At 45.8% G+C, this 26,059-nt stretch carries 16 protein-coding genes; all 16 read left to right on the top strand.

What is annotated here, in order from left to right; genetic code table 11:
• Positions 1-71: 71 nt before the first annotated feature.
• The 16 genes from J2T16_RS22790 (at position 72) to kduD (ending at position 26,024) form a co-directional block, all read left to right on the top strand.
• Entirely contained in the window at positions 72-3,086 is a 3,015-nt protein-coding gene (locus J2T16_RS22790; protein WP_499019334.1) for a glycoside hydrolase family 2 protein, read from the top strand.
• Between the two features lie 298 nt (positions 3,087-3,384).
• On the top strand, positions 3,385-4,368 hold the full coding sequence (locus J2T16_RS22785; protein ID WP_145334795.1) for an ABC transporter permease: 984 nt from the start codon (positions 3,385-3,387) through the stop codon (positions 4,366-4,368).
• 15 nt (positions 4,369-4,383) lie between these two features.
• Positions 4,384-5,286: a carbohydrate ABC transporter permease gene (locus tag J2T16_RS22780; RefSeq protein WP_090924952.1), complete on the top strand. Its 903-nt coding sequence runs from the start codon at positions 4,384-4,386 to the stop codon at positions 5,284-5,286.
• Between the two features lie 202 nt (positions 5,287-5,488).
• The gene (locus J2T16_RS22775; RefSeq protein ID WP_154985109.1) at positions 5,489-7,168 is read left to right on the top strand and encodes an ABC transporter substrate-binding protein; all 1,680 of its coding nucleotides are present in this window, start codon (positions 5,489-5,491) and stop codon (positions 7,166-7,168) included.
• 396 nt (positions 7,169-7,564) lie between these two features.
• The gene (locus J2T16_RS22770; RefSeq protein WP_154891745.1) at positions 7,565-9,265 is read left to right on the top strand and encodes an ABC transporter substrate-binding protein; all 1,701 of its coding nucleotides are present in this window, start codon (positions 7,565-7,567) and stop codon (positions 9,263-9,265) included.
• Between the two features lie 166 nt (positions 9,266-9,431).
• On the top strand, positions 9,432-11,117 hold the full coding sequence (locus J2T16_RS22765; protein WP_145334946.1) for an ABC transporter substrate-binding protein: 1,686 nt from the start codon (positions 9,432-9,434) through the stop codon (positions 11,115-11,117).
• Positions 11,118-11,506: 389 nt separating this feature from the next.
• Positions 11,507-12,853, top strand: coding sequence for a GH1 family beta-glucosidase (locus tag J2T16_RS22760; protein ID WP_336121859.1), 1,347 nt, complete (start codon positions 11,507-11,509; stop codon positions 12,851-12,853).
• A gap of 630 nt (positions 12,854-13,483) precedes the next feature.
• A complete protein-coding gene (locus tag J2T16_RS22755) occupies positions 13,484-13,747 on the top strand; it encodes a hypothetical protein (protein WP_090924956.1) in 264 nt (87 codons plus the stop codon).
• A 322-nt stretch (positions 13,748-14,069) separates the two neighbouring features.
• On the top strand, positions 14,070-15,041 hold the full coding sequence (gene cyoA, locus J2T16_RS22750; protein WP_154891743.1) for a ubiquinol oxidase subunit II: 972 nt from the start codon (positions 14,070-14,072) through the stop codon (positions 15,039-15,041).
• 21 nt (positions 15,042-15,062) lie between these two features.
• Positions 15,063-17,033 (top strand): cbb3-type cytochrome c oxidase subunit I, encoded by a 1,971-nt coding sequence (locus J2T16_RS22745; RefSeq protein ID WP_090924958.1) that lies wholly within the window; start codon positions 15,063-15,065, stop codon positions 17,031-17,033.
• Positions 17,034-17,654 (top strand): cytochrome o ubiquinol oxidase subunit III, encoded by a 621-nt coding sequence (gene cyoC, locus J2T16_RS22740; protein ID WP_090924959.1) that lies wholly within the window; start codon positions 17,034-17,036, stop codon positions 17,652-17,654.
• A complete protein-coding gene (cyoD, locus tag J2T16_RS22735; protein ID WP_090924960.1) occupies positions 17,655-17,984 on the top strand; it encodes a cytochrome o ubiquinol oxidase subunit IV in 330 nt (109 codons plus the stop codon). It abuts the gene before it with no gap.
• Between the two features lie 238 nt (positions 17,985-18,222).
• Positions 18,223-23,250 (top strand): fibronectin type III domain-containing protein, encoded by a 5,028-nt coding sequence (locus J2T16_RS22730; RefSeq protein WP_499019333.1) that lies wholly within the window; start codon positions 18,223-18,225, stop codon positions 23,248-23,250.
• A 319-nt stretch (positions 23,251-23,569) separates the two neighbouring features.
• Positions 23,570-24,409 (top strand): 5-dehydro-4-deoxy-D-glucuronate isomerase, encoded by an 840-nt coding sequence (kduI, locus tag J2T16_RS22725; RefSeq protein WP_090924443.1) that lies wholly within the window; start codon positions 23,570-23,572, stop codon positions 24,407-24,409.
• A 23-nt stretch (positions 24,410-24,432) separates the two neighbouring features.
• Positions 24,433-25,191 carry a DeoR/GlpR family DNA-binding transcription regulator gene (locus tag J2T16_RS22720; RefSeq protein ID WP_499019331.1) on the top strand — a complete coding sequence of 253 codons (759 nt, stop codon included), beginning with the start codon at positions 24,433-24,435 and terminating at the stop codon, positions 25,189-25,191.
• 80 nt (positions 25,192-25,271) lie between these two features.
• Entirely contained in the window at positions 25,272-26,024 is a 753-nt protein-coding gene (gene kduD, locus J2T16_RS22715) for a 2-dehydro-3-deoxy-D-gluconate 5-dehydrogenase KduD (protein ID WP_145334813.1), read from the top strand.
• Positions 26,025-26,059: the final 35 nt, after the last annotated feature.

Below are 26,059 nucleotides of genomic sequence, written 5' to 3'. Positions count from 1 at the left end.
ATGTCCAAGCTGTACACCGTAGACTGATTGTACAAGGTACAAGAGTCCAGATGAAGGGATGGCTGCAGGATATGAATCGTACTGATTTAACAACTGTACGTCACACGATCAATTTGAACGGAACATGGCATTTTCAATTAACTGAACTGAGTGGAGAACGAAGAGAGGGAGAGAATGCTGGGACATGCACCCCCCCGCACCGGGATGATGCCTTATGGGATACGATTCAAGTTCCGGGGTCATGGGAAGAGCAAGGATACGGCGAAGAACCGGGGTATGCCAGAATCGACACGTGGACCAAAATCCGAGAGTATGAGGGGGCGGCATGGTATGCGCAGGATGTCCATGTTCCACATGATGCACAGAACGGACACTATGTATTCAGACTGAAAGGTGTACGCTGGACATCAAGGCTGTGGTTCAATGGGAACGAAGCGGGAGAAAGGGATAGTCTGCTGACGGAACAGACGTGGGATGTGACACCTTGGGTGAAGCCTGGCGAGATGAACCGTGTAGAGATTTGGGTTGACAACACGATGAAGCTTAAACTGGCAGGCAGCCATATTCATTCTTTGCATACCGCTACGGCTTGGGGAGGTATTACAGGCGGAGCATATCTGGAAAGGCTACCGTTGCGGCGAGTACATACCGTGCGTATTGAACCTGATCCTGCTAACGGAAGGATAGCAGTTCGGTACACGGTTAATAATCCAGCTGAAGACTCAGTCGCACCGTTGCAGCTTCTAATCAATATCCAGCATCCGGATGGCTCATGGCTAAAGCGCGAGTGTTTGGATATCGATTGTACTGGGAACAGTGCAAACACTGGAAGTCAGGATGGCTCCTTGAACAAGGGTGTGGAGAGGGGCCTGATTACGGGGGAACACCAAATCGCATTGGACTCCGAGAGCAGGATCGCTATGTGGAGCGATGAGAACCCTGCCTTATATCGGGCGATGATCCGTTTGCAGGCAGGTGAACAGGTGCTTGACCAGGTGGAGCAGCGGTTTGGCATGCGTTCTTTTGCATCCAAGGGAAAACAACTTGTCCTGAACGGAACACCAGTGTTTTTGCGCGGGTATGTGGACTGTTGTATCTTTCCACTTACGGGATATCCCGTTTGGGATGCACAGTACTATGTGGAGCAATTTCGCATAGCCAAGTCATATGGCTTCAACCATGTTCGTTTACACGGGTGGAGTCCACCGGAACCATTCTGGGAAGCTGCCGATGAAGAGGGTATGCTTGTACAAGCAGAGCTTCCTCACTGGTCACGTTTTTTTGAACAGCGGGATATGCCTGCTCCAGTTGAAATACGTACGTATCTGACACAGGAGCTAGATCGGTTGCTGGAAGCATTGCATCGTCATCCTTCCTTTGTCCTGTTCTCCCTCGGCAATGAGTTAATTGACGCTAACGGGCATCCAGAACTGAATGCACTTATCTCAAGAGCGAGAGATACAGATCCATCGAGACTATATACAGATAACACAGGCTTTGGACACCTTCCAGCTCAAGGTAGAGAGACCGATTATTTTATTCAATCATTCAACTGGCATCCCCCGCTGGAATCTGTATTGGCGGCGGTACCCGATACTACGCTGGATTATCATGCGGTTACACGGCTTGCATCACATCCGGTGATCGGGCATGAACATGCGCAATTTACGATGTATGTACGTCCGCAGGAACGAGAGAAGTATACAGGTGTCCTTCGTCCTACATGGTTAGAACCTGTCGAAGAGTCGCTTACACGTAAAGGCATGATGGCAAAGCTGGAACAATATCAGCAGGCAACGGGTATACATCTGATGCGATCCCTTAAAGAGGCGATGGAGCGAGTAAGACGTACGCCAGATGCTGCGGGCATCCAACTGCTGGATATCCGTGATTTCCCGGGACAGGGACACGCCACCACGGGTTTTCTGGATGTCTTTTGGGAAGATAAAGGGATAACCACACCGAATGAAGTAAAACAATTCAATGCTGAGGTAGTCATCCTTCTTGGCTCCAGAGAGCGGACATACTATGCTGGAGAACCGATTGAAATCGAAGTACGTGTATCCCACTTTGGCAAAAGGGTGTTAAAAAATGCTTCCATTCACTGGAGAATGGTTACGGTTACGGACGAACGGATGCTGGCTGAAGGAGAATGGAGCTGCGGAGATATGCCGTGCGGTGCGGTAACATCTCTCGGGAGTATAATGGTTAACTCTCAGGCCGAAGGTGTAGTTGCGTTTCGAGTGGAGGCTGAGCTACGTTGCGACCATGTGAATGATCCGCTGCATCCCGGTAATGCGGAGCATTCCACCATTCACTCTTCCCATCGTTTAGCAACCGTTAAGGTAGCTCAGAATGAGTGGCATGCTTGGTCTTTCCCGCAGATGAAGATGCAAAACGAACGTCATGGAGAGATGAAGCGCATCTGGAATACGGTAAAAGAACTACAGCCCCTACTCGCTGATTCTTATCATGATGCTGTAGATCATGTGAATGGCTTCCGATGGTTAAAGGAAAATCAGCATGACCTGCTGATTGTAAAGTCCTTAACCTCCAATGTACTGGATCTTCTCTTGAATGGTGGAAGAGTTTGGCTTATGCCGGGTGCAACGGATCTGTATGATCCAGTGGAAACGAAGTACCTGCCGGTGTTCTGGAATTATCTCATGTTTGCCACCCAGCCGGGGGCTACGATGGGTATGTATATGGAGAAAGAAACAGCTCTTCTCGGAGCTTTTCCGCAGGATGGAGCTTCGGACTGGCATTGGTATCATCTTGTGAATGATACGCCGGCCATATGCCTGGATACCATGCAGGGGGCTACACCGCTGATCGAGGTGGTAGATCATTTTCACCGGGCGAAACGGCTCGCTTATGCTTTTGAGGCCAGAGCAGGGAAGGGGAGTATCCTGGTATCCACTTTTCCTTTTACCGATACAGCCTTGATGAAGCGTCCGGAAGCTGCTTGTCTTTTTCAAGAGATGTTGTCTTATGCCCGCGGAGAGCAGTTTCATCCGGAAAGCTCCGTTACAGCCGCCGAGTTGCTAGGAGTATTCAAACTTCAACCTATTCAATTCACATTGTGATAAGACACGAATCAAGACACTAAAGGGACCTAACCAGGTCTCTTTTTTGATGTATAAAATGTAAAGTAAACGATTTCCGAAAAACGTTTTCGTATTTTAGTTAAAAAAGTTATTTTTTACTTCATATAGATTTTGTGACACTAATAAGTATTTAATATCTCTAATTTTAACGGATAAATGTCTGATTCTAGAGGGGGATATCTAATTTTTATATGATTTTCTCTAAAATCCAGATGGTATTTTGAAAACGCTCTATCGATTATGATTATTTTATAAAAACAGAGGAGGGGGAACGGAGATGGAAACGCTAACAAAGAAATCCGCTTCCGCGAAAAGAGGCAGTGACTCCCAGCCGCCATTGAAGCCAAGGCGTAACGGAGTTTGGGACAGAATGAAACAGCAGAAGTATCTTTATCTTATGTCATTGCCATTCGTCGCTTGGGTATTTGTATTTAACTATCTTCCGCTGTGGGGATGGACGATGGCTTTTCAAAACTATAAACCAGCCAGGTCGTTTGGTGAACAGGACTGGGTTGGTTTTAAACACTTTGTAGAATTGTTCAGTGATGACAGGTTCTATCTGGTGCTTCGAAATACACTTGCGATGAGTTTGATGGGACTGGTTGTCGGTTTTATCGTGCCGATTTTCTTCGCGATCCTCCTGAACGAAATGAAAGGCATGTTCTTCAAACGGGCTGTACAGACCGTATCGTACCTGCCTCACTTTGTATCCTGGGTCGTTGTTGCGGGGATTATTACCAAGATGCTGTCCACGGATGGAGGCATTATCAATGACCTGCTCATCGGTCTCAATATTATTGATCAGCCGATTCAGTTTATGGCCAAGGGAAATCTGTTCTGGTACATTGTAACCGCTTCAGATATGTGGAAGGAAACGGGCTGGAATGCGATCATCTATCTGGCGGCCATCACTGGTATTGACCAAGAACTGTATGAAGCATCCCGTGTAGACGGTGCAAACCGTTTTAGACAGATGTGGCATATCACACTGCCAGGTATCCGGACGACGATTTCTGTATTGTTCATCATGTCCATCGGACATCTGATCAGCATCGGTTTTGAGAAACAATTTTTGCTACAGAACAGTCTGGTCCTGGATTACTCCGAAGTCCTTGATCTCTATGCACTCAATTACGGTTTGAATATGGGCCGATTCTCGTACGGTACAGCGATAGGTATCTTCAACTCTGTTGTCAGTATCATCCTGTTGTTTACGGCCAACGGTTTGTTCAAAAAATTCACCAAAGAAAGCATCATGTAGGGAGGGGGAGACATTATGGCGAACAAAACATTCAATGCCACACGGGGCGATAAAGTGTTCGATATATTTAATATCCTCGCGATGACCATGGTGCTGATTGTAACACTCTATCCATTTCTTAACGTACTGGCGATCTCACTGAACAACTCAGCAGATACAGTACGCGGCGGAATTTACTTATGGCCTCGTGAATTTACATTACAGAACTATCAGACGATCTTCCAGTATGAAGGTCTGCTCCAGGGCTTGAAAATCTCCATTATGCGTACGCTTGTAGGTACACTGCTTGGACTGATCAGTTCATCCATGATCGCCTTTACGCTAAGCAGACCTGACTTCGGTCTTCGGAAATTTGTATCTACAACACTGGCGCTGACGATGTATTTCTCGGGTGGTCTGATTCCGGTATATATCCTGATGCGTGATCTGAACCTGATCGGTACATTCTGGGTATACGTATTGCCTGGTATGATCAGTGCCTGGAACGTATTTATCATCCGTTCATTCATTGACGGGTTGCCCTATGCCTTGCAGGAATCAGCGAAGCTGGACGGCGCGAATGATTTCAAAATCTATTACCGGATCATTCTACCGCTGTGTAAGCCGGTACTCGCAACGATTGCTTTGTTTCTGGCAGTAGGTCAGTGGAATGCGTGGTTCGATACGTATCTGTATAACGGCTCAAAAGCACATCTGACGACGTTGCAATACGAGTTGATGAAAGTACTGCAAAGTACACAACAAGGTTCGGGAGCCGGAAGAAATGCGAATGATATGGCACAGCAAATGACGCAAATCTCTCCAGAGTCGATCAAAATGGCGATTACAATCGTCGTTACCGTTCCAATTTTGATTGTGTATCCATTCCTGCAAAAGTATTTTGTTGGCGGAATGACGCTTGGAGCGGTAAAAGCATAGACCTGTGATCCGATGTAAAGACTGGCTTAATAATGGATTGTACACCTATAATAAAGTACTTATACAAGAAGCTCGGGATATCCGAACTGCTGCCGTAACGGCTTGATTTTCAGCTACTGCGGCAGAGGATACTCATGAAGCTATAGAGAGGAACAGAACAGTTCCGTATAAGACAGACGTATGAATAGGGAGGATTACCATTATGTCCAGTTTCAAAATGAAGGTCGCACTGGCGCCTGTTCTGGCTTTACTTGTGCTTACAGCCTGTGATGGAGGCGTTGGCGGTAAAACGTCACTTACGAATACGAGCGGAGCGCCATCTCCACTTACGTTCGATTTTTTCAGTGTTGATCCGAGTCCGAACTGGAATGGCATGAAGGATGAAGTGGGCAAGGTCATTACAGCTAAAACAGGCATCACCCTGAACGGTGAATTTGCCGTTAGCGGGGGACAGGATAGGATTTCATTAATGGCAGCAAGCCGAGACTATCCAGATATCGTTTCTCCCAAGGGGGAACTTAGCAAGCTGGTTGATGCTGGAGCGATGCTCGACCTGACAGACCTGATTGAACAACACGCTCCCAACCTGAAGAAGCTATATGGTAATTCCATGAATCGGTTGAAATATAGCAACGAGGATCAGTCTATTTATGTATTGCCGACGTATTATGCGGTGGATCAGAAGTATTTTGACGCCGGCGGTGGATTCGGTATTCAGCATCGTGTGCTCAAAGAGCTGGGATACCCCAAGGTTCGTACACTCCAGGATTATGAAAATATATTGCGAGCTTACAGCGAAAAACACCCCATGACGGATGGTCAGCCGACCATTCCGTTAACGCTGGATGCTGACAACTGGAGAATCATGATCACCGTTACGAATCCTGCGTTTCTGGCGACAGGCGCGCCGGATGACGGCGAATACTACATTGATCCGATTACCTATGAAGCGAAGCTACATTATAAGCGCCCAGAGGAAAAGGAGTACTTCCGATGGTTGAACCATATGTATAACGAAGGTTTGCTGGATCAGGAAAGCTTTGTACAAAAGTCAGATCAGTATAAATCCAAGATTGCGAGTGGACGCGTACTGGGCCTGATCGATCAGGATTGGGGATATGCCGACGCTGAGGACGCATTGAAATCGGCGGGCAGAGCGGAGGCAACCTATTCACATTTTCCGGTGACGTTGTCCGAAGACATGAAGGATCATTCTTTTCAAGACACGGGATTTGTATCAGGCTGGGGAATTGGTATAACGACTTCTAACCCTGATCCGGTGCGTACCATCAAGTTCTTTGATTATTTGGCTTCCGAGGAGGGTCAGATCTTGATGAACTGGGGCATTCAAGGCAAGCACTACGAAATCAAGGATGGCAAACGTGTAATTCCCGCAGAAGTCCAGGATCAAAAAACAAACCATGCTTCTGCTTTCCAGAGAGAGTCTGGCATTGGACTATATAAAAATATGTCTGGACGTTACGGGGATGGTGTAAAAGACTCGACTGATAATTATTATACGACGAATTTTCCTGAGCAAATTCAGGCTTCATATACCCAGGCGGAGAAAGAGACCCTACGGGCATATGGTGCATCCACTTGGAAGGACCTGTTTCCAAAGGAAGAGGAATTCCCGGTTAAACCTTGGGGAGCAGCTTATAACATGCCTACACCCGGAGACTCGGATTATAATGTCATTTTCCAGAAAACACAGGATATCATTCGCAAACGGATTCCCGAAGCTGTTTTAAGTTCGCCGGATCAATTTGATGCCATTTATGATGGCTTGATCGTTGAACTAAACCAGGCAGGAGCAGAAAAAATGGAAAAACAATATACCATTTTAATTCAAAATCGCGTTCGTTTGTGGAACGCTGATTAGTGTTGGAGTAGTACAGACTTGTCTGTTTCAAAAATGGAAACAAACCCGGAATATCGGGTTTGTTTTATACAGAAAACGTTTTAGTGAAACCGTTTTAGGTTTTTAAAATTAGCTATTGACAAGGGAATTTTTAGATATTATGATTCAACTGTGAAAGCACTTACAAAACTTGTACGCTGTTGGATAGACTCAAACGTTAGTACTAAATTGAGTGAACGTGTGATTCATCAAAGCTCAGCTAGGTCAGATTCTCATCCCCACAGACGGGGGAAAAGTAAGCGCTTTTAATGTCACCCGAATCTGAGAAATGCTATTTGATTCACCCGGATATGGTATGAGCAGGCGTGTCCTGTTGTACAAATACACAGCTTCATTTTATCCAAAGGGGGATTATACATGAAGGGCAGAACACCAAAAACATTTGCAATGCTTTTGTTAGCGAGCGCTCTTGCGATCACAGCAGGATGCGGAACTAGCGGAGGGAAATCAGCTGAAGAAAAACCGGTGGATACGGGGGATACAACAACGCCAATCACCTTTACATTCTTCGGAGCCGATGCAAGTCCGAACTGGAATAACATGAAGGATGCTGTTGGGCAAGAGATTACGAAGGCAACCGGTGTTACGCTTGAAGCTGAGTTTGACGTGAATAACGGTGGAGACCAGAAAATTCCGCTGATGGCTGCTAGTGGTGATTACCCTGATATTATCTATCCTAAAGGAAACCTGTCGAAGCTGGTGGATGCAGGTGCCATGCTTGATCTAACCGACCTGATTGAGGAACATGCACCTAACCTGAAAAAAATCTATGGTGACCAGATGAACCGTCTGAAATATAGCAATGAAGATCAGAAAATTTATACGATTCCAACGAATATGGGTGTAGGTAACGTCGCATTCGATGCTACCGGCGGATTCGAGATTCAGCAGAAAGTGTTGAAAGAGCTGGGTTATCCCGAAGTGAAAACCCTTGAAGATTATGAAAACGTGCTACGCACTTATTATGAGAAGCATCCAACCATTGATGGTCAGCCTACGATTCCGCTCACGCTGAATGCGGATGACTGGAAGATTATGATTACGGTTACAAACCCGGCCTTTCAAGCAACGGGCGGACCAGACGATGGTGAATATTATATTGATCCAGAGACGTATGAAGCAAAGCTGCACTACAAACGTCCAGAGGAAAAAGAATACTTCCGCTGGCTGAACAAAATGTACAACGAAGGTCTCTTGGATAAAGATACGTTTGTTCAGAAGGATGACCAGTATAAGTCCAAAATCGCCAGTGGCCGCGTACTGGGTCTGATCGACCAGGAGTGGAACTATGGCGAAGCTGAGAATGCGCTCAAATCCAAAAACAACGGCGAGAGCACATATGCTCACTTCTCCGTGTCCCTGAACAAAGACATCGTAGATCATACGTTCCAGCCAACCGGTTTTGACGGTTACGGCATTGGTATTACAACGTCTGCGAAAGATCCGGTTCGTATCATCAAGTTTATGGATTGGCTTGCTTCTGACGAAGGCCAGGTGCTCCGGTACTGGGGTGTTGAGAACCAGCACTACAAAGTAGAGAATGGAAAACGCATCGTACCAGATGATGTGCAGGATCGTAAAACTAACGATAACTCCGCGTTCACAAAAGAGTCTGGAGTCGGAATGTATAACATCTTTAGTGCCAGATATGGTGATGGTATGAAAGATTCCACAGATAACTACTACACAACGAACTTCCCTGAACAGATTCAGGCTGGATATACGGCAGCTGAGAAAGAAACGTTGAAAGCGTATGGCATTACAACATGGAAAGATTTCTTCCCATCTGAGGATAAGTTGAAACTGAAAGATTGGGGGGCAGCATATAACATGCCGGTGCCTTCCGATACCGAATACAACGTGACTTTCCAGAAAACACAGGATATCATTCGCAAACGTATTCCAGAAGCGATCTTGGCCAAACCGGATCAATTCGACAGTGTATATGACGGGCTGCTGGCTGAACTGGATAAAGCAGGCGCAGTGGAGATGGAAAAACAATATACCGTCTGGATCAAGGATCGTGTATCCCTCTGGACAGGTAAAGATGTGAAATAAGTTTTAGCATGACAAATGCATTGAAGGAAAAATGTAATTATATTTTTCGAGATTAAGCAGCTTGGCTCAAATAAGAAGTGGTATTCACAGGCACCAAGCCTGTTATACAGATAAAACCTTCATAAATAGGGGAGATAGACAAATGAGAGGCAAAATGAAAGGCAGAATGACAGGTAAGACACCCAAGACGTTTGCGATGTTAATGTTGGCTAGTGCAATGTTGGTTACAGCTGGATGCGGTAACTCCGGTAGCAAAGAGACTACCGAATCCAGTGGTACCGACCCGATTACGATCTCGTTCTTTGGCGCAGATCCAAGTCCAACCTGGAACAACATGCAGGATGCCGTTGGTAAAGAGATCACGAAGCAAACCGGCGTTACGATTGAGGCTGAGTATGATGTCAACAATGGCGGTGACCAGAAGGTTGCGCTGATGGCAGCAAGCGGCGACTATCCAGACATGATTTTCCCAAAAGGAAACTTGTCAAAATTGGTGGATGCAGGTGCAATGATTGACCTTACCGATCTGATCGAAGAGCATGCTCCTAACCTGAAAAAAATCTATGGTGATCAGATGAATCGTCTGAAATACAGCACCGAAGATCAGGCGATCTATACCATCCCGACCAACATGGGGGTAGACAACGTTGTTTTTGACGCTACAGGCGGATTCGAAATCCAGCAAAAGGTACTGAAAGAACTGGGTTACCCTGAAGTAAAAACACTTGAAGATTATGAAAATGTACTACGTGCCTATTATGAAAAACATCCTACCATCGACGGACAGCCAACGATTCCACTGACGCTGAATGCCGATGACTGGAAAATCATGATCACGGTTACGAATCCGGCCTTCCAGGCAACGGGTGCACCGGATGATGGAGAGTATTACATCAATCCTGAGACATATGAAGCGATGCTTCATTACAAACGTCCAGAGGAGAAAGAATACTTCCGCTGGTTGAACAAAATGTACAACGAAGGTCTCTTGGACAAAGATACATTTGTGCAAAAGGATGACCAGTACAAGTCCAAAATCGCTAGCGGCCGTGTTCTGGGTCTGATTGATCAGGAGTGGAACTATGGTGAAGCAGAGAATGCGCTCAAATCCGCAGGCAAAGATGACAGCACGTATGCTCACTTCTCTGTGTCTCTGAACAAGGACATCGTAGACCACACGTTCCAACCAACCGGCTTTGACGGTTATGGCATCGGGATCACGACGTCTGCCAAAGATCCGGTCCGCATCATCAAGTTTATGGATTGGCTCGCATCCGATGAAGGTCAAGTCCTGAGAAACTGGGGCATTGAAAATGAGCATTACAAAGTAGAGGATGGCAAACGTGTCGTTCCACAAGATATTCAGGATCGCAAAGTAAACGATAACTCCGCATTCACCAAAGAAACAGGTATTGGCATGTACAACATTTTCAGTGCCCGATACGGTGATGGTGTGAAGGATGCAACGGACAATTATTTCACGACCAACTTCCCTGAGCAGATTCAGGCTGGATACACAGCGGCTGAGAAGGAAACGTTGAAAGCTTATGGTATTAATACTTGGAAGGATTTCTATCCTGCTGAAGATGATCTGAAGCTGAAAGAGTGGGGGGCAGCGTACAATATGCCCGTACCTTCCGGTACAGATTACAGTGTGAAATTCCAGAAAACACAGGATATCGTGCGCAAACGTATTCCGGAAGCTGTTCTGACTTCACCAGCGAACTTCGATGCAACCTATGATGCATTCCTGGCTGAACTGGATAAAGCCGGTGCAGTAGAAATGGAGAAACAATACACGGAATGGATCAAAGATCGTGTATCCCTGTGGACGGGTAAAGACGTTAAATAATAAGAGTTCATCTTTATCCAGTTTCGAATCGGAGTAATAGGAAAAGGCCCTCATTGTGAGGGCTTTTTTCTGTAGTAGTATCTTTTGAGAATTCTGTAACGAGAATCATTGACGACATTTTTGAAATCGCATATAATCCTCTTATTGTAAGCACTTCCAGTCAACATAATGGATGAATTCTAAGTTTTGCATGTTTACACCATTTAAACTTTTTATTTTCGCATTTTCGAAAACGTTTTAGGAAACCAGTTTCGCTAACTCCCTATTTCAAAAAAAGAAAAAAATAGGTGTTAAGCGAGATTGAATCATGCCTCACATGCACTAACCTATTACTAATGAATGGCGTGGGATACACGATCCGTACGTCATCTGAAATGGAGGAGTTAATTATGACGATTTTTCAATTTCCCCAAGATTTCCGCTGGGGAACCGCAACCGCATCCTATCAGATTGAGGGGGCTGCACAAGAGGGAGGGCGTGGAGTATCCATCTGGGATACATTCGCACGTACTCCTGGTAAAGTGTTTAACGGTGATAATGGTGATGTTGCGTGTGACAGTTACCACCGTTATGAAGAAGATATTGCACTGATGAAAAAGCTTGGCATTAACACGTATCGTTTCTCTATTGCGTGGCCACGCATTATTCCAGATGGGGATGGAGAGATCAACCGTGAAGGTCTGGATTTCTATCATCGTTTTGTAGATGCTCTGTTAGATGCTGGTATTGAACCGTTCCTTACACTGTACCACTGGGATTTACCACAGACGCTGGAGGATGACGGAGGCTGGGGAAACCGTAGAACGGTGAATGCATTTGTAAAATATGCTGAAGTGATCTTCAAAGAATTTTCAGGCAAGATCAACTTCTGGTTAACCTTCAATGAACCATGGTGTATTGCCTTCCTGTCCAACATGCTTGGCATTCATGCGCCGGGTAATAAAGATGTGCAAACGGCTATTAATGTGGCTCATGGTCTGCTCGTGGCACACGGCAAAGCTGTACAGTCTTTCCGCCGTATGGGCATTACGGGTCAGATCGGTATCGCTCCGAATGTATGCTGGGCTGAGCCATATAGTAAATCTGCTGAGGATCAGGCAGCGTGTGACCGCTCTATCGCACTGAATACAGACTGGTTCCTTGATCCAATCTATAAAGGCTCCTATCCTCAGTTTCTGGTGGACTGGTTTGCAGAAGCAGGAGCAACTGTACCGATTCAAGATGGAGATATGGAAATTATCTCAGAGCCGATTGACTTGCTTGGCATTAACTACTATACGATGGGCATTAACCGTCATAATCCCGAAGCCGGTGTGCTTCAGTCGGAAGAAATGAACATGGGATTAATTAAAACAGACATCGGCTGGCCTGTGGAATCACGCGGTTTGTATGAATTCATGCATTACCTGCAAAAGTACGGTAACGTGGATGTATATATTACAGAGAATGGTGCATGTATTAACGATGATCTGGAAAATGGTAAAATTAACGACGATCGCCGCATTTCGTATTATGAGCAACACTTGGCCCAGATCCATCGCATCATCAATGACGGCATCAACCTGAAAGGGTATATGGCCTGGTCGCTGATGGATAATTATGAATGGGCTGAAGGTTACCGGATGCGCTTTGGTTTGGTGCATGTTGATTTTCGTTCACTTGTGAGAACGCCTAAGGAGAGCTTTTACTGGTATCAGAACGTGATCAAAAATAATTGGCTTGAGATCCGGAATTAAACTTTGAACGAATAACTCTTTAACAAAAATTATTTTTTCTACTATTATATAGGCGGTTCTGTCGGACTTCTAAGGCAGACCGTCTTTTTCTTATTCTAACGATCTCAGATGAGCTTATTTGAGCGAAATAGAGCCTTCTGAAATTGTAACGATCTCCACAAAGCTTATTTCAACAAAAACAGAAGAAACAAGCCCATTTTAGCGCCAAACAACTCAAATAAGCTCTCCTGTGATCGTTAGAAAATAAAAAGGTGTGATATACCCTAAATAGCGTCTCTGGTGATCGTTAGAAAATCGAGCCGTCTCAGCATCTTAGCATTCCCAATCTAACTTCCTCTTCGTTTAACTAAAAGAACAGAGCCAGATAATCGTTAAGCATCTCTGTTGTCACAAGTGAAATCGGAATTTACTAAACTGTTCATAAGGTTAACTAAGTTTCTGTTATAAATGGATTGTTTTTGGGTTATAAGAAGTATAGAGATGGTGATAATAACTTTGTCAATACAATTAAAAGAAATAAAGTGTCCAAAATGAGAAATAAATTTGAACATTTCTTGACTAAAATTCATACTGATGTGGTATATTGGTATTAGGAAAGCACTTACAAAAAGGGAAAAGGAAGTGTTTACTATGGCATCTAAAACAGCAATGGTCAGCCAATTAGAGCGTAAAGATAAAAATATGCGTCGCGCAGTTTTAACGATGACAGTTCTGGCATGGGTTGCGCTCATCACTGGAGTGGTACTGTGCCTCATCAACTTGAATGATTTTAATGATCGCAATTTAGGATTAATGGTCGGCATTGGCTTTCTTGTAGGTAGCGTATTTATCTACGTCATTGCTAAATCGATTGGTCTGGTTCATACACGGCATGAAGATGAAGGTGCAGATTAATTATAATCTTGCGTAATATCGTCCATAATAAGACTGGAGTATTCCTCGGAAATCCAGTCAATAAAGCCCTTTGCGGATACGTTGACAATCGTTCAACGGGACTGCAAAGGGTTTTATTTTGTGACCTGGAGTGTAAAGATTACAATGTACAAATATCAACCGATCAAGCGATTTGTGAGAAAAAATTCACACATTTGGGGTGTAAAATCGACAAATTTGTTAACATGAACAAAAAAGTCGTTCGTTTCTGATATCTTTAGTAGGAAGAGAGTAGTATACTGATTTTTTAGTATTAGCGAATATTTAAGGAGAGGGGATCAAAATGAACAAGAAACCTAGGTCGCTTATCCGGATTATTATTCCGGTTGTCCTGACGTTGGTTACAATTGCGTTGATTGTCTGGCCAATGCTGGCAGGCGGGCAGTATGTTGTTCTGGATCCGAAGGGGCCTATTGGCGCCGCACAGAAAGATTTGATTATTATTTCAACTCTTCTGTGTGCTGTTGTCATCGTCCCTGTGTTGATTATGTCCGCTGTAATCGTTTGGCGTTACCGCGACAAACCAGAAAACAAAAATGAGTACAAGCCAAATTGGGCTCATAGTACAAAGGCGGAAGTCATCTGGTGGACAATTCCGATTGTTATCATCGGACTTTTGGCCATCGTTACTGTGCGCTACACCTATGATTTGGAGCCTTCCAAACCACTGGCACATGAGAAAGAGCCCATTACGATTCAGGTATCTTCACTGGATTGGAAATGGTTGTTCCTCTATCCTGAGCAGGGCATTGCAACAGTTAACACACTGAATATTCCTGCAGACCGGCCTGTGAAATTTGAGCTCACTGCGGATTCACCGATGAACTCGTTCTGGATTCCGCAACTGGGTGGACAGATTTACACGATGTCAGGAATGGCAATGACCTTGTACCTGCAAGCTGACCATGAAGGTCAATATTGGGGTTCAGGAGCCAACTTCACTGGTGAACACTTCGGAGAGATGCGTTTTGATGTTAATGCAACGTCGGATGAAGAATTCGATAAATGGGTAGCTGAAGTGAAGCAACAATCCCAGCCAATGACTCAAGAAACGTATGACACACTGGCTAAGCCAGGAACAAGCAATGTTGCGTATTATTCTGCATTCCCTGAAGGACTGTTCCAGAAAATCGTAACTAAATATGTTGTTGACGGTAAAAGTGCTCACAGCAAGCATGAAGGTTCAAGCTCGAACGAGTCTGCTGCTGGAGATAAATCCTTGTCTGTACCGAAATTAAATACAAGTACGAACTAAAGATTCGAAAGGAGGCCCCCAATGTTAGAGAGATTAAAGGAGTTTGCATCGGAGTTTTTCGTTACCGGTGACCCGCTGATCTATGGAGCAGACGTGGCGATCGGGATTACGATGATTACCATCGTAACGGTGCTGACTTATTTCAAAAAATGGGGCTGGCTCTGGCGTAACTGGTTAACTACTGTCGATCACAAAAAGATCGGTATTATGTATATCATTGCTTCCATTATCATGTTGTTCCGTGGTGGTGTGGATGCATTGATGATGCGTCTGCAGCTGGCTATGCCTAATATGGATTTCTTACATCCAGAACACTATAATCAGGTCTTCACAACACATGGTACGATCATGATCCTGTTCATGGCGATGCCATTTATGTTCGGTTTGTTTAACGTTATTGTGCCGTTACAGATCGGAGCGAGGGACGTTGCATTCCCGTTCCTGAACGCACTGAGCTTCTGGTTATTCTTCCTAGGCGCAATGCTGTTCAACCTGTCCTTCGTCATCGGTGGTTCACCGGATGCAGGATGGCTGAGTTACCCGCCTCTATCGGAGCTGTCACACAGTCCAGGGGTAGGACAGAACTTCTATATATGGGGTATCCAGATATCGGGTATCGGTTCCCTGGCAACCGGTATCAACTTTATGGTTACCATCATTAAAATGCGTGCGCCAGGCATGAAATGGATGAAACTGCCGATGTTCACATGGTCAGTATTCTCCACTTGTATCATTATCTTGTTTGCATTCCCGATCTTGACTGTGACGCTTGCATTGCTCTTCCTCGACAGGTTTGCCGGGGCGCATTTCTTCACACTTGATCTGGGCGGCAACCCAATGATGTATATCAACTTGATCTGGATGTGGGGTCACCCTGAGGTATACATTGTCGTCTTGCCGGCATTTGGTGTGTTCTCCGAGATTGTAAGTACATTCTCGAAGAAAAAACTGTTTGGTTACAAATCGATGGTATTCGCGATGCTGATCATCAGCTTCCTGTCCTTCTTCACTTGGGCGCATCACTTCTTCACGATGGGTTCCGGAGCGGACGTTAATGCATTCTTCGCGGTTACGACGATGTTGATTGCCATTCCAACAGGGGTTAAGATATTTAACTGGCTGTTTACGATGTATAAAGGAAGGATACGCATGGCCACTCCGATGATGTGGACACTTGCCTTTATCCCGTGCTTTATCGTCGGGGGTATGACAGGGGTTCTGTTATCCGTTGCTCCTGCTGACTTCCAGTTCCACAACAGTTACTTCCTGATTGCCCACTTCCACCAAGTATTGATCGGTGGCGTTGTCTTCGGATACTTCGCAGGTCTGTACTACTGGTGGCCAAAAATGTTCGGTTTCCAATTGGAAGAGAAACTGGGCAAATGGGCATTCTGGACTTGGAATATTGGTTTCTACGTGTGCTTCATGCCGCAGTATGCTGTCGGTCTGATGGGTATGACTCGTCGTCTGAGCACTTACGGCTGGGATACCGGCTGGTGGGAACTGAACTTCGTATCCACAATCGGGGCATTCCTGATGGGTGTTGGATTCTTGTTCCAAGTTGCACAAATTGCAGACGGTATTCGCAAATACAAAACACTCAAAGCTTCTGGCGATCCATGGGATGGTCGTACGCTCGAGTGGTCGATTCCTTCACCAGCACCAGAATACAACTTCGCTGTTACACCGCGCGGAGACGATGTGGATGAGTGGTGGGAAGAGAAAGAACGTCGTGCGAAAGGCATTCATCCGCCTGAGCCTGTATATGAGCCAATTCATATGCCGAAAAATTCCTCGATTCCGTTCATTATGTCTGTCTTCTGGTTCGTTGCTGGTTTCGGCTTCGTCTTTGGATGGCTGTGGATGGCAATCCTCGGACTCGCTGGCGTGGGTATCTGCATGATTGCTCGTTCCTTCTCTTACGATACGGATTATTACATTCCGGTCGATGAAATCAAGCGTACCGAAGCGTCGTTAAGGGGGTCGGTATAGATGGCTCAAGCAGCCGCTAAACACGGTGAGAATCATGCACACGGTCATGACCATGGCCACCATGATCCACAGGAAATGAAAATTCTCGGATTCTGGTTCTTCCTGATTTCCGACGTTATCCTGTTCTCCGTATTGTTCGCAACCTTCATTGTGTTGCGTGACAATACGGCGGGCGGACCGATTTTGTCTGAACTGATCAAAATGCCTGGTGTTATTGCTGAAACCTTCTTGTTGCTCACAAGTTCATTTACGAGCGGACTTGCGGTTCTGGCAATGAACCAAGGCAAAGTAAAACAATTGATTAACTGGCTGATTGTTACAGCCGTTCTGGGTGCAGGCTTCCTTGCCCTGGAGATTTATGAGTTTGTTGAGATGGTTCACGAAGGATTCAGCTACACAACAAGTGCAGCATCCGGCGCGTTCTTTACCCTCGTGGGTACTCACGGACTTCACGTATCGCTCGGTCTGATCTGGATGATCGGCCTGATGTTCCAACTGAAAAAACGGGGTATTACCGATGTCACTCGCGGTAAAATCAACGTAATCAGCTTGTACTGGCACTTCTTGGACGTTGTATGGATCTTCCTCCTGACCATCGTCTATCTGATGGGGGTGATGTAGATGGCACAGCACAACGCACATGATTCTCATGGCCATGAACAACATGGTTCCCTGAAGTCTTATGTCATCGGCTTCATACTGTCCATCGTTCTGACCATCATTCCTCTGGTAGTGGTGCTGAACGACATGATGGGCAAAACAGGAACGATGATTGTTATTCTGGGAACTGCGGCACTGCAGTTTGTCGTTCAACTCTTCTTCTTCATGCATATCCGTGAAACAGAGAAACCTCGCTGGAACGTGATGGCTCTTATTTTCGGATTGCTGATGATGTTGACTATCGTTATTGGTTCGATCTGGATCATGCTGAACAACGCAGTTGCACATTAATAGTCTTTAACGAGAACCTTCTTGTCTGAATTTTCAGACAGGAAGGTTCTTTTTTTTTCAATTAGGTCTGATGGCGGTATGGTTACAAACCGATATAGACTTTATAGGGATGATTTGTGGGAGGGGCTGGGGTGAAACTTTAAATTTAGGATTCTAAAATTAGTGATGTAATCTCGGTCAAAATAAGATTTGTAATAACTCTTGCATAATCTACGGTTCAATAAAAAGGAGAATAGCGATGAAAAAGGCCATAGCTGAGGAAACCGGGCTGCAAAGACATTTATCCCATCCAACAAAAAATGCGAAGAGCTACCTTAATAAGGTGTTCTCTTCTTTCATGGTAATTGTACTTTTCGTTAGTTTGCATTCTTTTCCTGTATCGGCTGCTTCAGGAATTACAAGCAATTCATATCCTGAATTTAATGGCATACCATCGGCAGTGGCCAAAGCCTCGAATGGGGATATGTATCTCGCATATCCTCAAATGGGAACTATTCAAGGTGGAAGCCAGGGTATTAAGGATTTTAAAATTTATAAATGGACTTCAGCGAGCAATTCTTTTTCACTAGAAACAAGTGTCAACGCAGCGGTTGGACTGAACCAATTTGATGTCTATTATGGGGAATTAAAGATGGCAGTTGACACCAACGGCACATTATACATTGCTTTTATAAAAACAGGTTCTTTCTATGATTCGAATTGGTACGCCTATACCAAAGGAGTATATTACGGCACATACAATACAAACAGCAATTCTTGGTCAAATGAATTTTCGGAAATGGAGACACAGGGTCTTCCTACACAATTAAGTGCAACCCGTTACTTTTATACATCGCTACAACTTCAAGTGAATTCATTGGGTGAGGCTGCTATTGCCTATGTGAAAAATACAAATCCAAATCAGAATTACCATATTAAAATTAAAGTCGGTTCGAATTCAAATACCACTTGGTCCGAGACCATATTGAATACAGGAGTTTCCGTAAGCATTAATAGCCTTTTGAGCGATCATAACGGAAATTTAAGTGTTGTTTATTCAGTTGAGACGGGGATTGGTCCAGATATTTATGTATCCAGCGCCCCCTTTGCCACTTCCACTAAAGTACTAACTGGAGACAATAACTATTATTCTTATTATGGATCCGCAATAGATTCATCGGATCACATTCATGTTCTCTATGGGGATGCAGGTTTTAAAGTTGTATCTAATACCGGAAACGGGGGTTCATGGGAAACAACAGTAATTGATAATGTCGACTACGTCGCAACTTCAAACGATTCTCCTCAAGCGGTGAGCCGCTTGGTTATCGATGCTAATGATAATATGTTTGTCCTTGCAGCTTCCATTGATCCATCAAATTATGTGGCTACCTCTTATTATTATTATGGAAAATTCGCTGGAAGTAATACTTGGATGAAAGGGAAGAATGATATTCCCGAATTAAGCAATATGATAGGCAAGAATTTGGACTGGTTGCATCCTTTTGTTCCGTCAACCGGGAATCTGATGTTGCAGTACTTTGAAAAGGACACAACTAAAGCAAGTTATGTTTATGGAAAACAAACCGACTTTTTTGCTTCTTCCAGCGCAAGCAACGATGCAAGTTTGAGCAGTGTATTGGGGCAAAACATTACAACAGGAGCGGAAGCGGGTACAACGTCAGCTCCGAAGACTGCAACCATCGAGGTAAGCAATGGAGTATCATCTGCATTGGCCGGGGATATCGTCAAGCACGACGCAGGTGCAATGGTGACTTTCTACGGAACAGACAGTACATTCGTGACGCCTGAGGTCGGGACAGTAAACCTTACATCGGGTTCAGGAACAGATGTATACATCAAAGTCGTTGCAGAAGACAATACAACCTTGTACTACAAGATCAGTATCAACAGGATGGCACCAATCTCTAACTTTGTGAGTACGGCGAAGACGAGTACAACTGCAAGCTTTAGCTGGACAGCAACCAGCGGGGCAACTGGAATTGTGATTGAACAATCCCCTGCGGGCGCGAACACGTGGACTACAGCGTCTACAAGCGGAGCCCTTGCGACCAACGACACAAGTGGCACGGTAACAGGATTGAACCCGGCTACATCGTATGACTTCCGTCTTGTGGTCACTGGTGGTACGAACGCTGGCACATCGAACGTGGTTTCGAACATCACGACGGACAATGCACCGAGCGTACCGCTCACCGATTTTGCGAGTACAGCGAAAACGAGTACAAGTGCAAGCTTTAGCTGGACAGCAGCGAGCGGAGCAATAGGGATTGTGATTGAACAATCGCCAGCGGGCTCGAATACATGGACTACGGCATCTACAAGCGGAGCCCTTGCATCCAATGCCACAAGTGCCACGGTAACAGGATTGAACCCAGCCACGTCGTATGACTTCCGACTCGTGGTTACTGGCGGTACGAACGCTGGCACATCGAATGTGGTCTGGAACATCACGACAGACAATGCACCAAGCGTGCCGCTCACCGACTTTGCGAGTACGGCGAAAACGAGTACAAGTGCAAGCTTTAGCTGGACAGCAGCGAGCGGAGCAATAGGGATTGTGATTGAACAATCGCCAGCGGGCTCGAATACATGGACTACGGCATCTACAAGCGGAGCCCTTGCATCCAATGCCACAAGTGCCACGGTAACAGGATTGAACCCAGCCACGTCGTATGACTTCCGACTCGTGGTTACTGGCGGTACGAACGCTAGCACATCGAATGTGGTCTGGAACATCACGACAGACAATGCACCAAGCGTGCCGCTCACCGACTTTGCGAGTACGGCGAAGACGAGCACAACCGCAAGCTTTAGCTGGACAGCAGCCAGTGGAGCAACTGGCATTGTGATCGAACAATCTCCTGCGGGCACGAATACGTGGACTACAGCGTCTACAAGCGGAGCCCTTGCATCCAATGCCACAAGTGCCACGGTAACAGGATTGAACCCAGCCACGTCGTATGACTTCCGACTCGTGGTTACTGGCGGTACGAACGCTGGCACATCGAATGTGGTCTGGAACATCACGACGGATAATGCACCGAGCGTGCCTCTTACGGACTTCGCCAATACGGCGAAAACGAGTACAAGCGCAAGCTTTAGCTGGACAGCAGCCAGCGGAGCAACCGGGATCGTGATCGAACAATCCCCAGCAGGTGCGAACACATGGACTACAGCGTTTACAAGCGGGGCCCTTGCGACCAACGCCACAAGTGCCACGGTAACAGGGTTGAACCCAACCACGTCGTATGACTTCCGACTTGTGGTTACTGGTGGTGGGAATGCCGGTACATCGAACGTTGTTTCGAACATCACGACAGACAATGCACCGAGCGTGCCACTCACCGACTTTGCAAATACGGCGAAGACGAGTACAAGTGCAAGCTTTAGCTGGACAGCAGCGAGCGGAGCAACAGGGCTGGTGATCGAACAATCGCCAGCGGGCACGAACACGTGGACAACGGCACAAACGAGTGGAGCGATTTTAGCAAACGCCACAAGTGCCACGGTAACAGGGTTGAACCCAGCCAAATCGTATGATTTCCGACTTGTGGTCACTGGCGGTATGAATGCAGGCACATCGAATGTGGTCTCGAACATCACGACAGATAATGCACCGAGCGTGCCAATCACCGACTTTGCGAATACGGCGAAGACGAGTACAAGTGCAAGCTTTAGCTGGACAGCAGCCAGCGGAGCAATAGGGATTGTGATTGAACAATCGCCAGCAGGCACGAATACGTGGACTACGGCCTCTACAAGCGGAGCCCTTGCGTCCAATGCCACAAGTGCAACCGTAACAGGATTGAACCCGGCAACGTCATATAATTTCCGCCTCGTAGTCGCTGGCGGCGCGAATGCCGGTACATCGAACGTTGTCTCGAACATCACGACGGATAATGCACCGAACGTGCCTAACAACCCTAACGTACCTAACAACCCTAACGTACCAAGTTCGCCGACTAGTTCGATAAATAGCGGTTCTGGTAGCATCGCTCCTTCAAGCGGCACTACTGGAGTAGACATTCTTGTTAACGGGAAAGTGGAGAGTGCGGGTACAGCCACGACATCGCAACGCAACAATCAAAGCGTGACCACGATATCCGTCGACCAGAACAAGCTGGACAACAAGCTTGCATCGGAAGGTTCAGGAGCCGTAGTGACTTTACCGGTTAATACGAAATCGGATATTGTGATTGGTGAATTGAACGGTCAGATGATTAAAAATCTGGAAAACTATAGTGCAACATTGGAGATTAGAACAGCCCGAGCAACATATACCTTGCCAGCTCAACAAATAAATATTAATGCCCTATCCGCCCAATTGGGTAAAGAGTTGAACCTGCAAGACATCAAAGTTCGCATTGAAATTGCCGCTCCAATAACGGATATGATGCAAGTGGTAGACCAAGCGGCAGGGAAGATTGGGCTCACGCTCGTTGCTCCACCGACGGATTTCAAGATTAGCGCAACATATGGAAGTACGACCATTGACGTATCAAAATTTAACGCATATGTTGAAAGAAGCGTTGCTCTTCCGAACGGTATTGATCCGAATAAGATCACAACAGGCTTGGTGGTAGAGCCGGATGGATCGGTAAGGCATGTACCAACCAAAGTGATTTTCAAGGAGGGAATGTATTACGCTCAGATCAACAGTTTAACAAACAGCACTTATAGCGTTGTCTGGCACCCACTAGAATTCAGTGATGTTGCAAAGCACTGGGCTAAAGAAGCTGTGAACGATATGGGTTCCCGAATGATTGTCAACGGTACCGGCAATGAACAGTTCAATCCCGACCAAGATATTACACGTGCCGAATTCGCAGCCAGCATTGTTCGAGGACTGGGACTTAAACTTGAGAACGAGACTACGCTTTTCTCGGACGTTAAGTCTTCCGATTGGTACAGCAGTGTAATTAGTACGGCTTATGCATACGAATTGCTTGATGGCTATCCAGATGGTACCTTCCGTCCGATGGATAAGATTACACGTGAACAGGCAATGGTGATCATTTCCAAGGCAATGACTCTGACCAGATTGAAGGAAAAGCAGCCTGTACAATCGACAAATGGAATACTTCATTCATTCCAAGATGCGGCTAGTGTCTCTCAGTGGGCACAAAGTAGCGTTATGGAAAGTGTACAAGCAGGCATCATATCTGGCAGAAGTGCCACAGCACTTGTACCTAAGGCTTATATTACAAGAGCTGAGGTAGCCACGATTATCCGGAAGCTTCTTCAAAAGTCCGAATTGATCTAATGTAAATACAGTTCTATTCATCAAGTGATCTAAAAAAAGAGAGTTGACTAAAAAAGGGTGATCTCTGCTATCTTGCAGAAATCATCTTTTTTTCGTAGTGAGTTTTATTGTTACTGGAGTCACAAGTTTTACTAGAAATAGCCAACACAATTCAGTGATTTGGTTGAATCATAAAAATAAGGGTACACAAATGATAGGAAATGAACTAAAATGAACTCATATGAACTTTAATAAACATAGTGAACTTCATTGAAAGCCACAAGGCATCAATGAGCTCAACTCTAAACTTAATTCACAAGACGAAAGGAATGGATTACTAATGGAAAACCGTTATGCAGCACACCCGAATGAAGTAAAAACGTATGATACAGCTCGTTTGCGTGAGGAATTCCTTATGGAGCAATTGTTTGCCAAAGACGAACTGGTGACTGTGTACTCCCATGTGGATCGTTACATTGTCGGAACTGCAGTTACACAGAGCAAGGACATCACTCTTGAAGTTAACTTGAAAGATATCGGAACGGACTTTTTCCTGGAGCGTCGTGAAATCGGTATCATTAACGTGGGTGGACAAGGCACAGTAACAGCGGACGGAGAAGTGTATGAGATTGGAGCCAAAGAATGCCTCTACATCGGTAAAGGGGTTAAGGAAGTGGTATTCAAGAGCAATGGCACAGAGCAGGCGGCTCAGTTCTACTTTGTTTCTACACCAGCTCACCATACCTATCCAACGGTAAAAGCAACTCAAGAGCAAGCACAGCCGAACCACCTCGGCAGCATCGAAACCTCCAACGAACGTACCATCTACCGTTACATTCACCAAGGTGAAGGCGGGATCAAGAGCTGTCAGCTCGTTATGGGTATCACAGAGTTGAACAAAGGTAACATGTGGAACACGATGCCGGCACATACGCATAACCGCCGTTCCGAAGTGTACCTGTACTGGAACCTGCCTGAAGATGGCGTTGTATTCCATATGATGGGCGAGCCAACGGAAACGCGTCATCTCGTTGTACGTGATCGTCAGGCGATCATCTCTCCAAGCTGGTCTATTCACAGCGGTGTGGGCACAAGCAACTACACTTTCTGCTGGGCAATGGCTGGAGAAAACCAAACGTTCGAAGACATGGACGGCGTAGCGATGAAGGATCTGAAATAAGAAAGAAATAGGAAGTTGATTAGATGAATCCATTGAAACGACATGAAAAGATCATGGAGGCTCTGCTAGAACGCCAGGAGGTCACGGTTAGTGACCTGAGCGAACTGTTGCAGGTGACTGGCAAAACGGTGCGAGAGGATCTCGATAAGCTGGAGAGTATGGGATTGCTCGTGCGTGTACACGGCGGAGCTATGCTGGCTCAGAATGACCAATATGGGATTCTGAACAGCCGCGGGGCACTGGAGAAACACCAGTCCGAGAAAACCGAGATTGCCGAACGAGCACTTGCTTATATTAAGCCTGGGGATATTGTAGCACTGGATGGTGGCAGCACCACGCTAGAGATGGCCAAGCGGCTCGATAACCAGCCGCTGACGGTGATCACAAGTGATTTGTACATCATTGCAGAGCTGACGAAAAAGGAACAGGTGCGACTGGTCGTTCCTGGTGGAGCGCGTGTGCGTAATATGCTGGTGGGTGAAGATACGGCGGCATTTATTTCCGGTCTGAACATTCACAAAGCCTTCATTTCAACAACGGCGCTTCATCCTGAATTTGGCTTGTCCATCTATACCGGGGATTTGGTTCCTCTGAAGAAAGCAATGATTGCTGCTGCACAGCAGGTGTTTGGCGTAGTGGATCATTACAAATTCGGGCAATTTGCACTCCGTACCTTCGCACAGTGCTCTGAACTGGATTATATTATCAGTGACCGGAATCTGGACGAAGGGACAGCGGCTTTATACAGGCAGAGTGGTGTCAACGTGGATTACACAAGTTAACTTCATGTATTTTTAACGGGATGAAATAACGAACGATACAGTTGTAATTTGCATATCAAAGACATGTGGAGGAAATGTTCATGAACCCATTTGATTTAAGCGGACAAGTTGCAATGGTGACAGGTACTTCAGGAGGACTCGGGCAAGGAATGGCAGTTGGCCTCGCTGAAGCGGGGGCAGATGTGGTGCTGGTGTCTTACTCCAAACCGGCGGAGACGGCAAGTGCAATTGAAGCACTGGGACGTAAAGCATATATCATCGAAGCTGATCTGAGCAAGGAAGAGGAACTGTCAGCTGTGTTTGAAAAAGCACTTTCTTTCCAAGGCAGAATTGATATTCTCGTCAACAATGCCGGCATTATTCGCCGTACTCCGGCAGCGGATCACGCACATCAGGATTGGCATGATGTCATCGCGTTGAACCTGAACAGTGTATTTTTCCTGAGCCAGCTGGCGGGGAGACATATGATTGAACGTGGAAGTGGCAAAATCATTAACATTGCATCGATGCTTTCCTACCAAGGTGGCATTAATGTTCCAGGATACACGGCTAGTAAACACGGCGTTGCCGGGTTGACGAAAGCCCTGGCTAATGAATGGGCTGGCAAAGGCATTCAGATTAACGGTATCGCTCCAGGTTATATGGAAACGGATAATACAACTCAAATTCGTGCGGACGAGAACCGTTACCGCGATATCACGGCACGTATTCCAGCAGGTCGCTGGGGAACACCTGAGGACTTGAAAGGTCCAGTGGTGTTCCTGGCTTCTGCTGCATCGGATTATTTGAATGGTCACGTACTTAATGTGGATGGCGGATGGATGGCGCGTTAATCCGTCATCCAAGATCCGTTTTGCAGAAGGAGGCA

It is taken from the genome of Paenibacillus intestini, from assembly GCF_030803945.1.
GTDB classification, from domain to species: Bacteria; Bacillota; Bacilli; order Paenibacillales; family Paenibacillaceae; genus Paenibacillus; species Paenibacillus polysaccharolyticus.
Note: the sequence above shows the minus strand (reverse complement) of the source record. Positions and strands in the feature narration are given on the sequence as shown.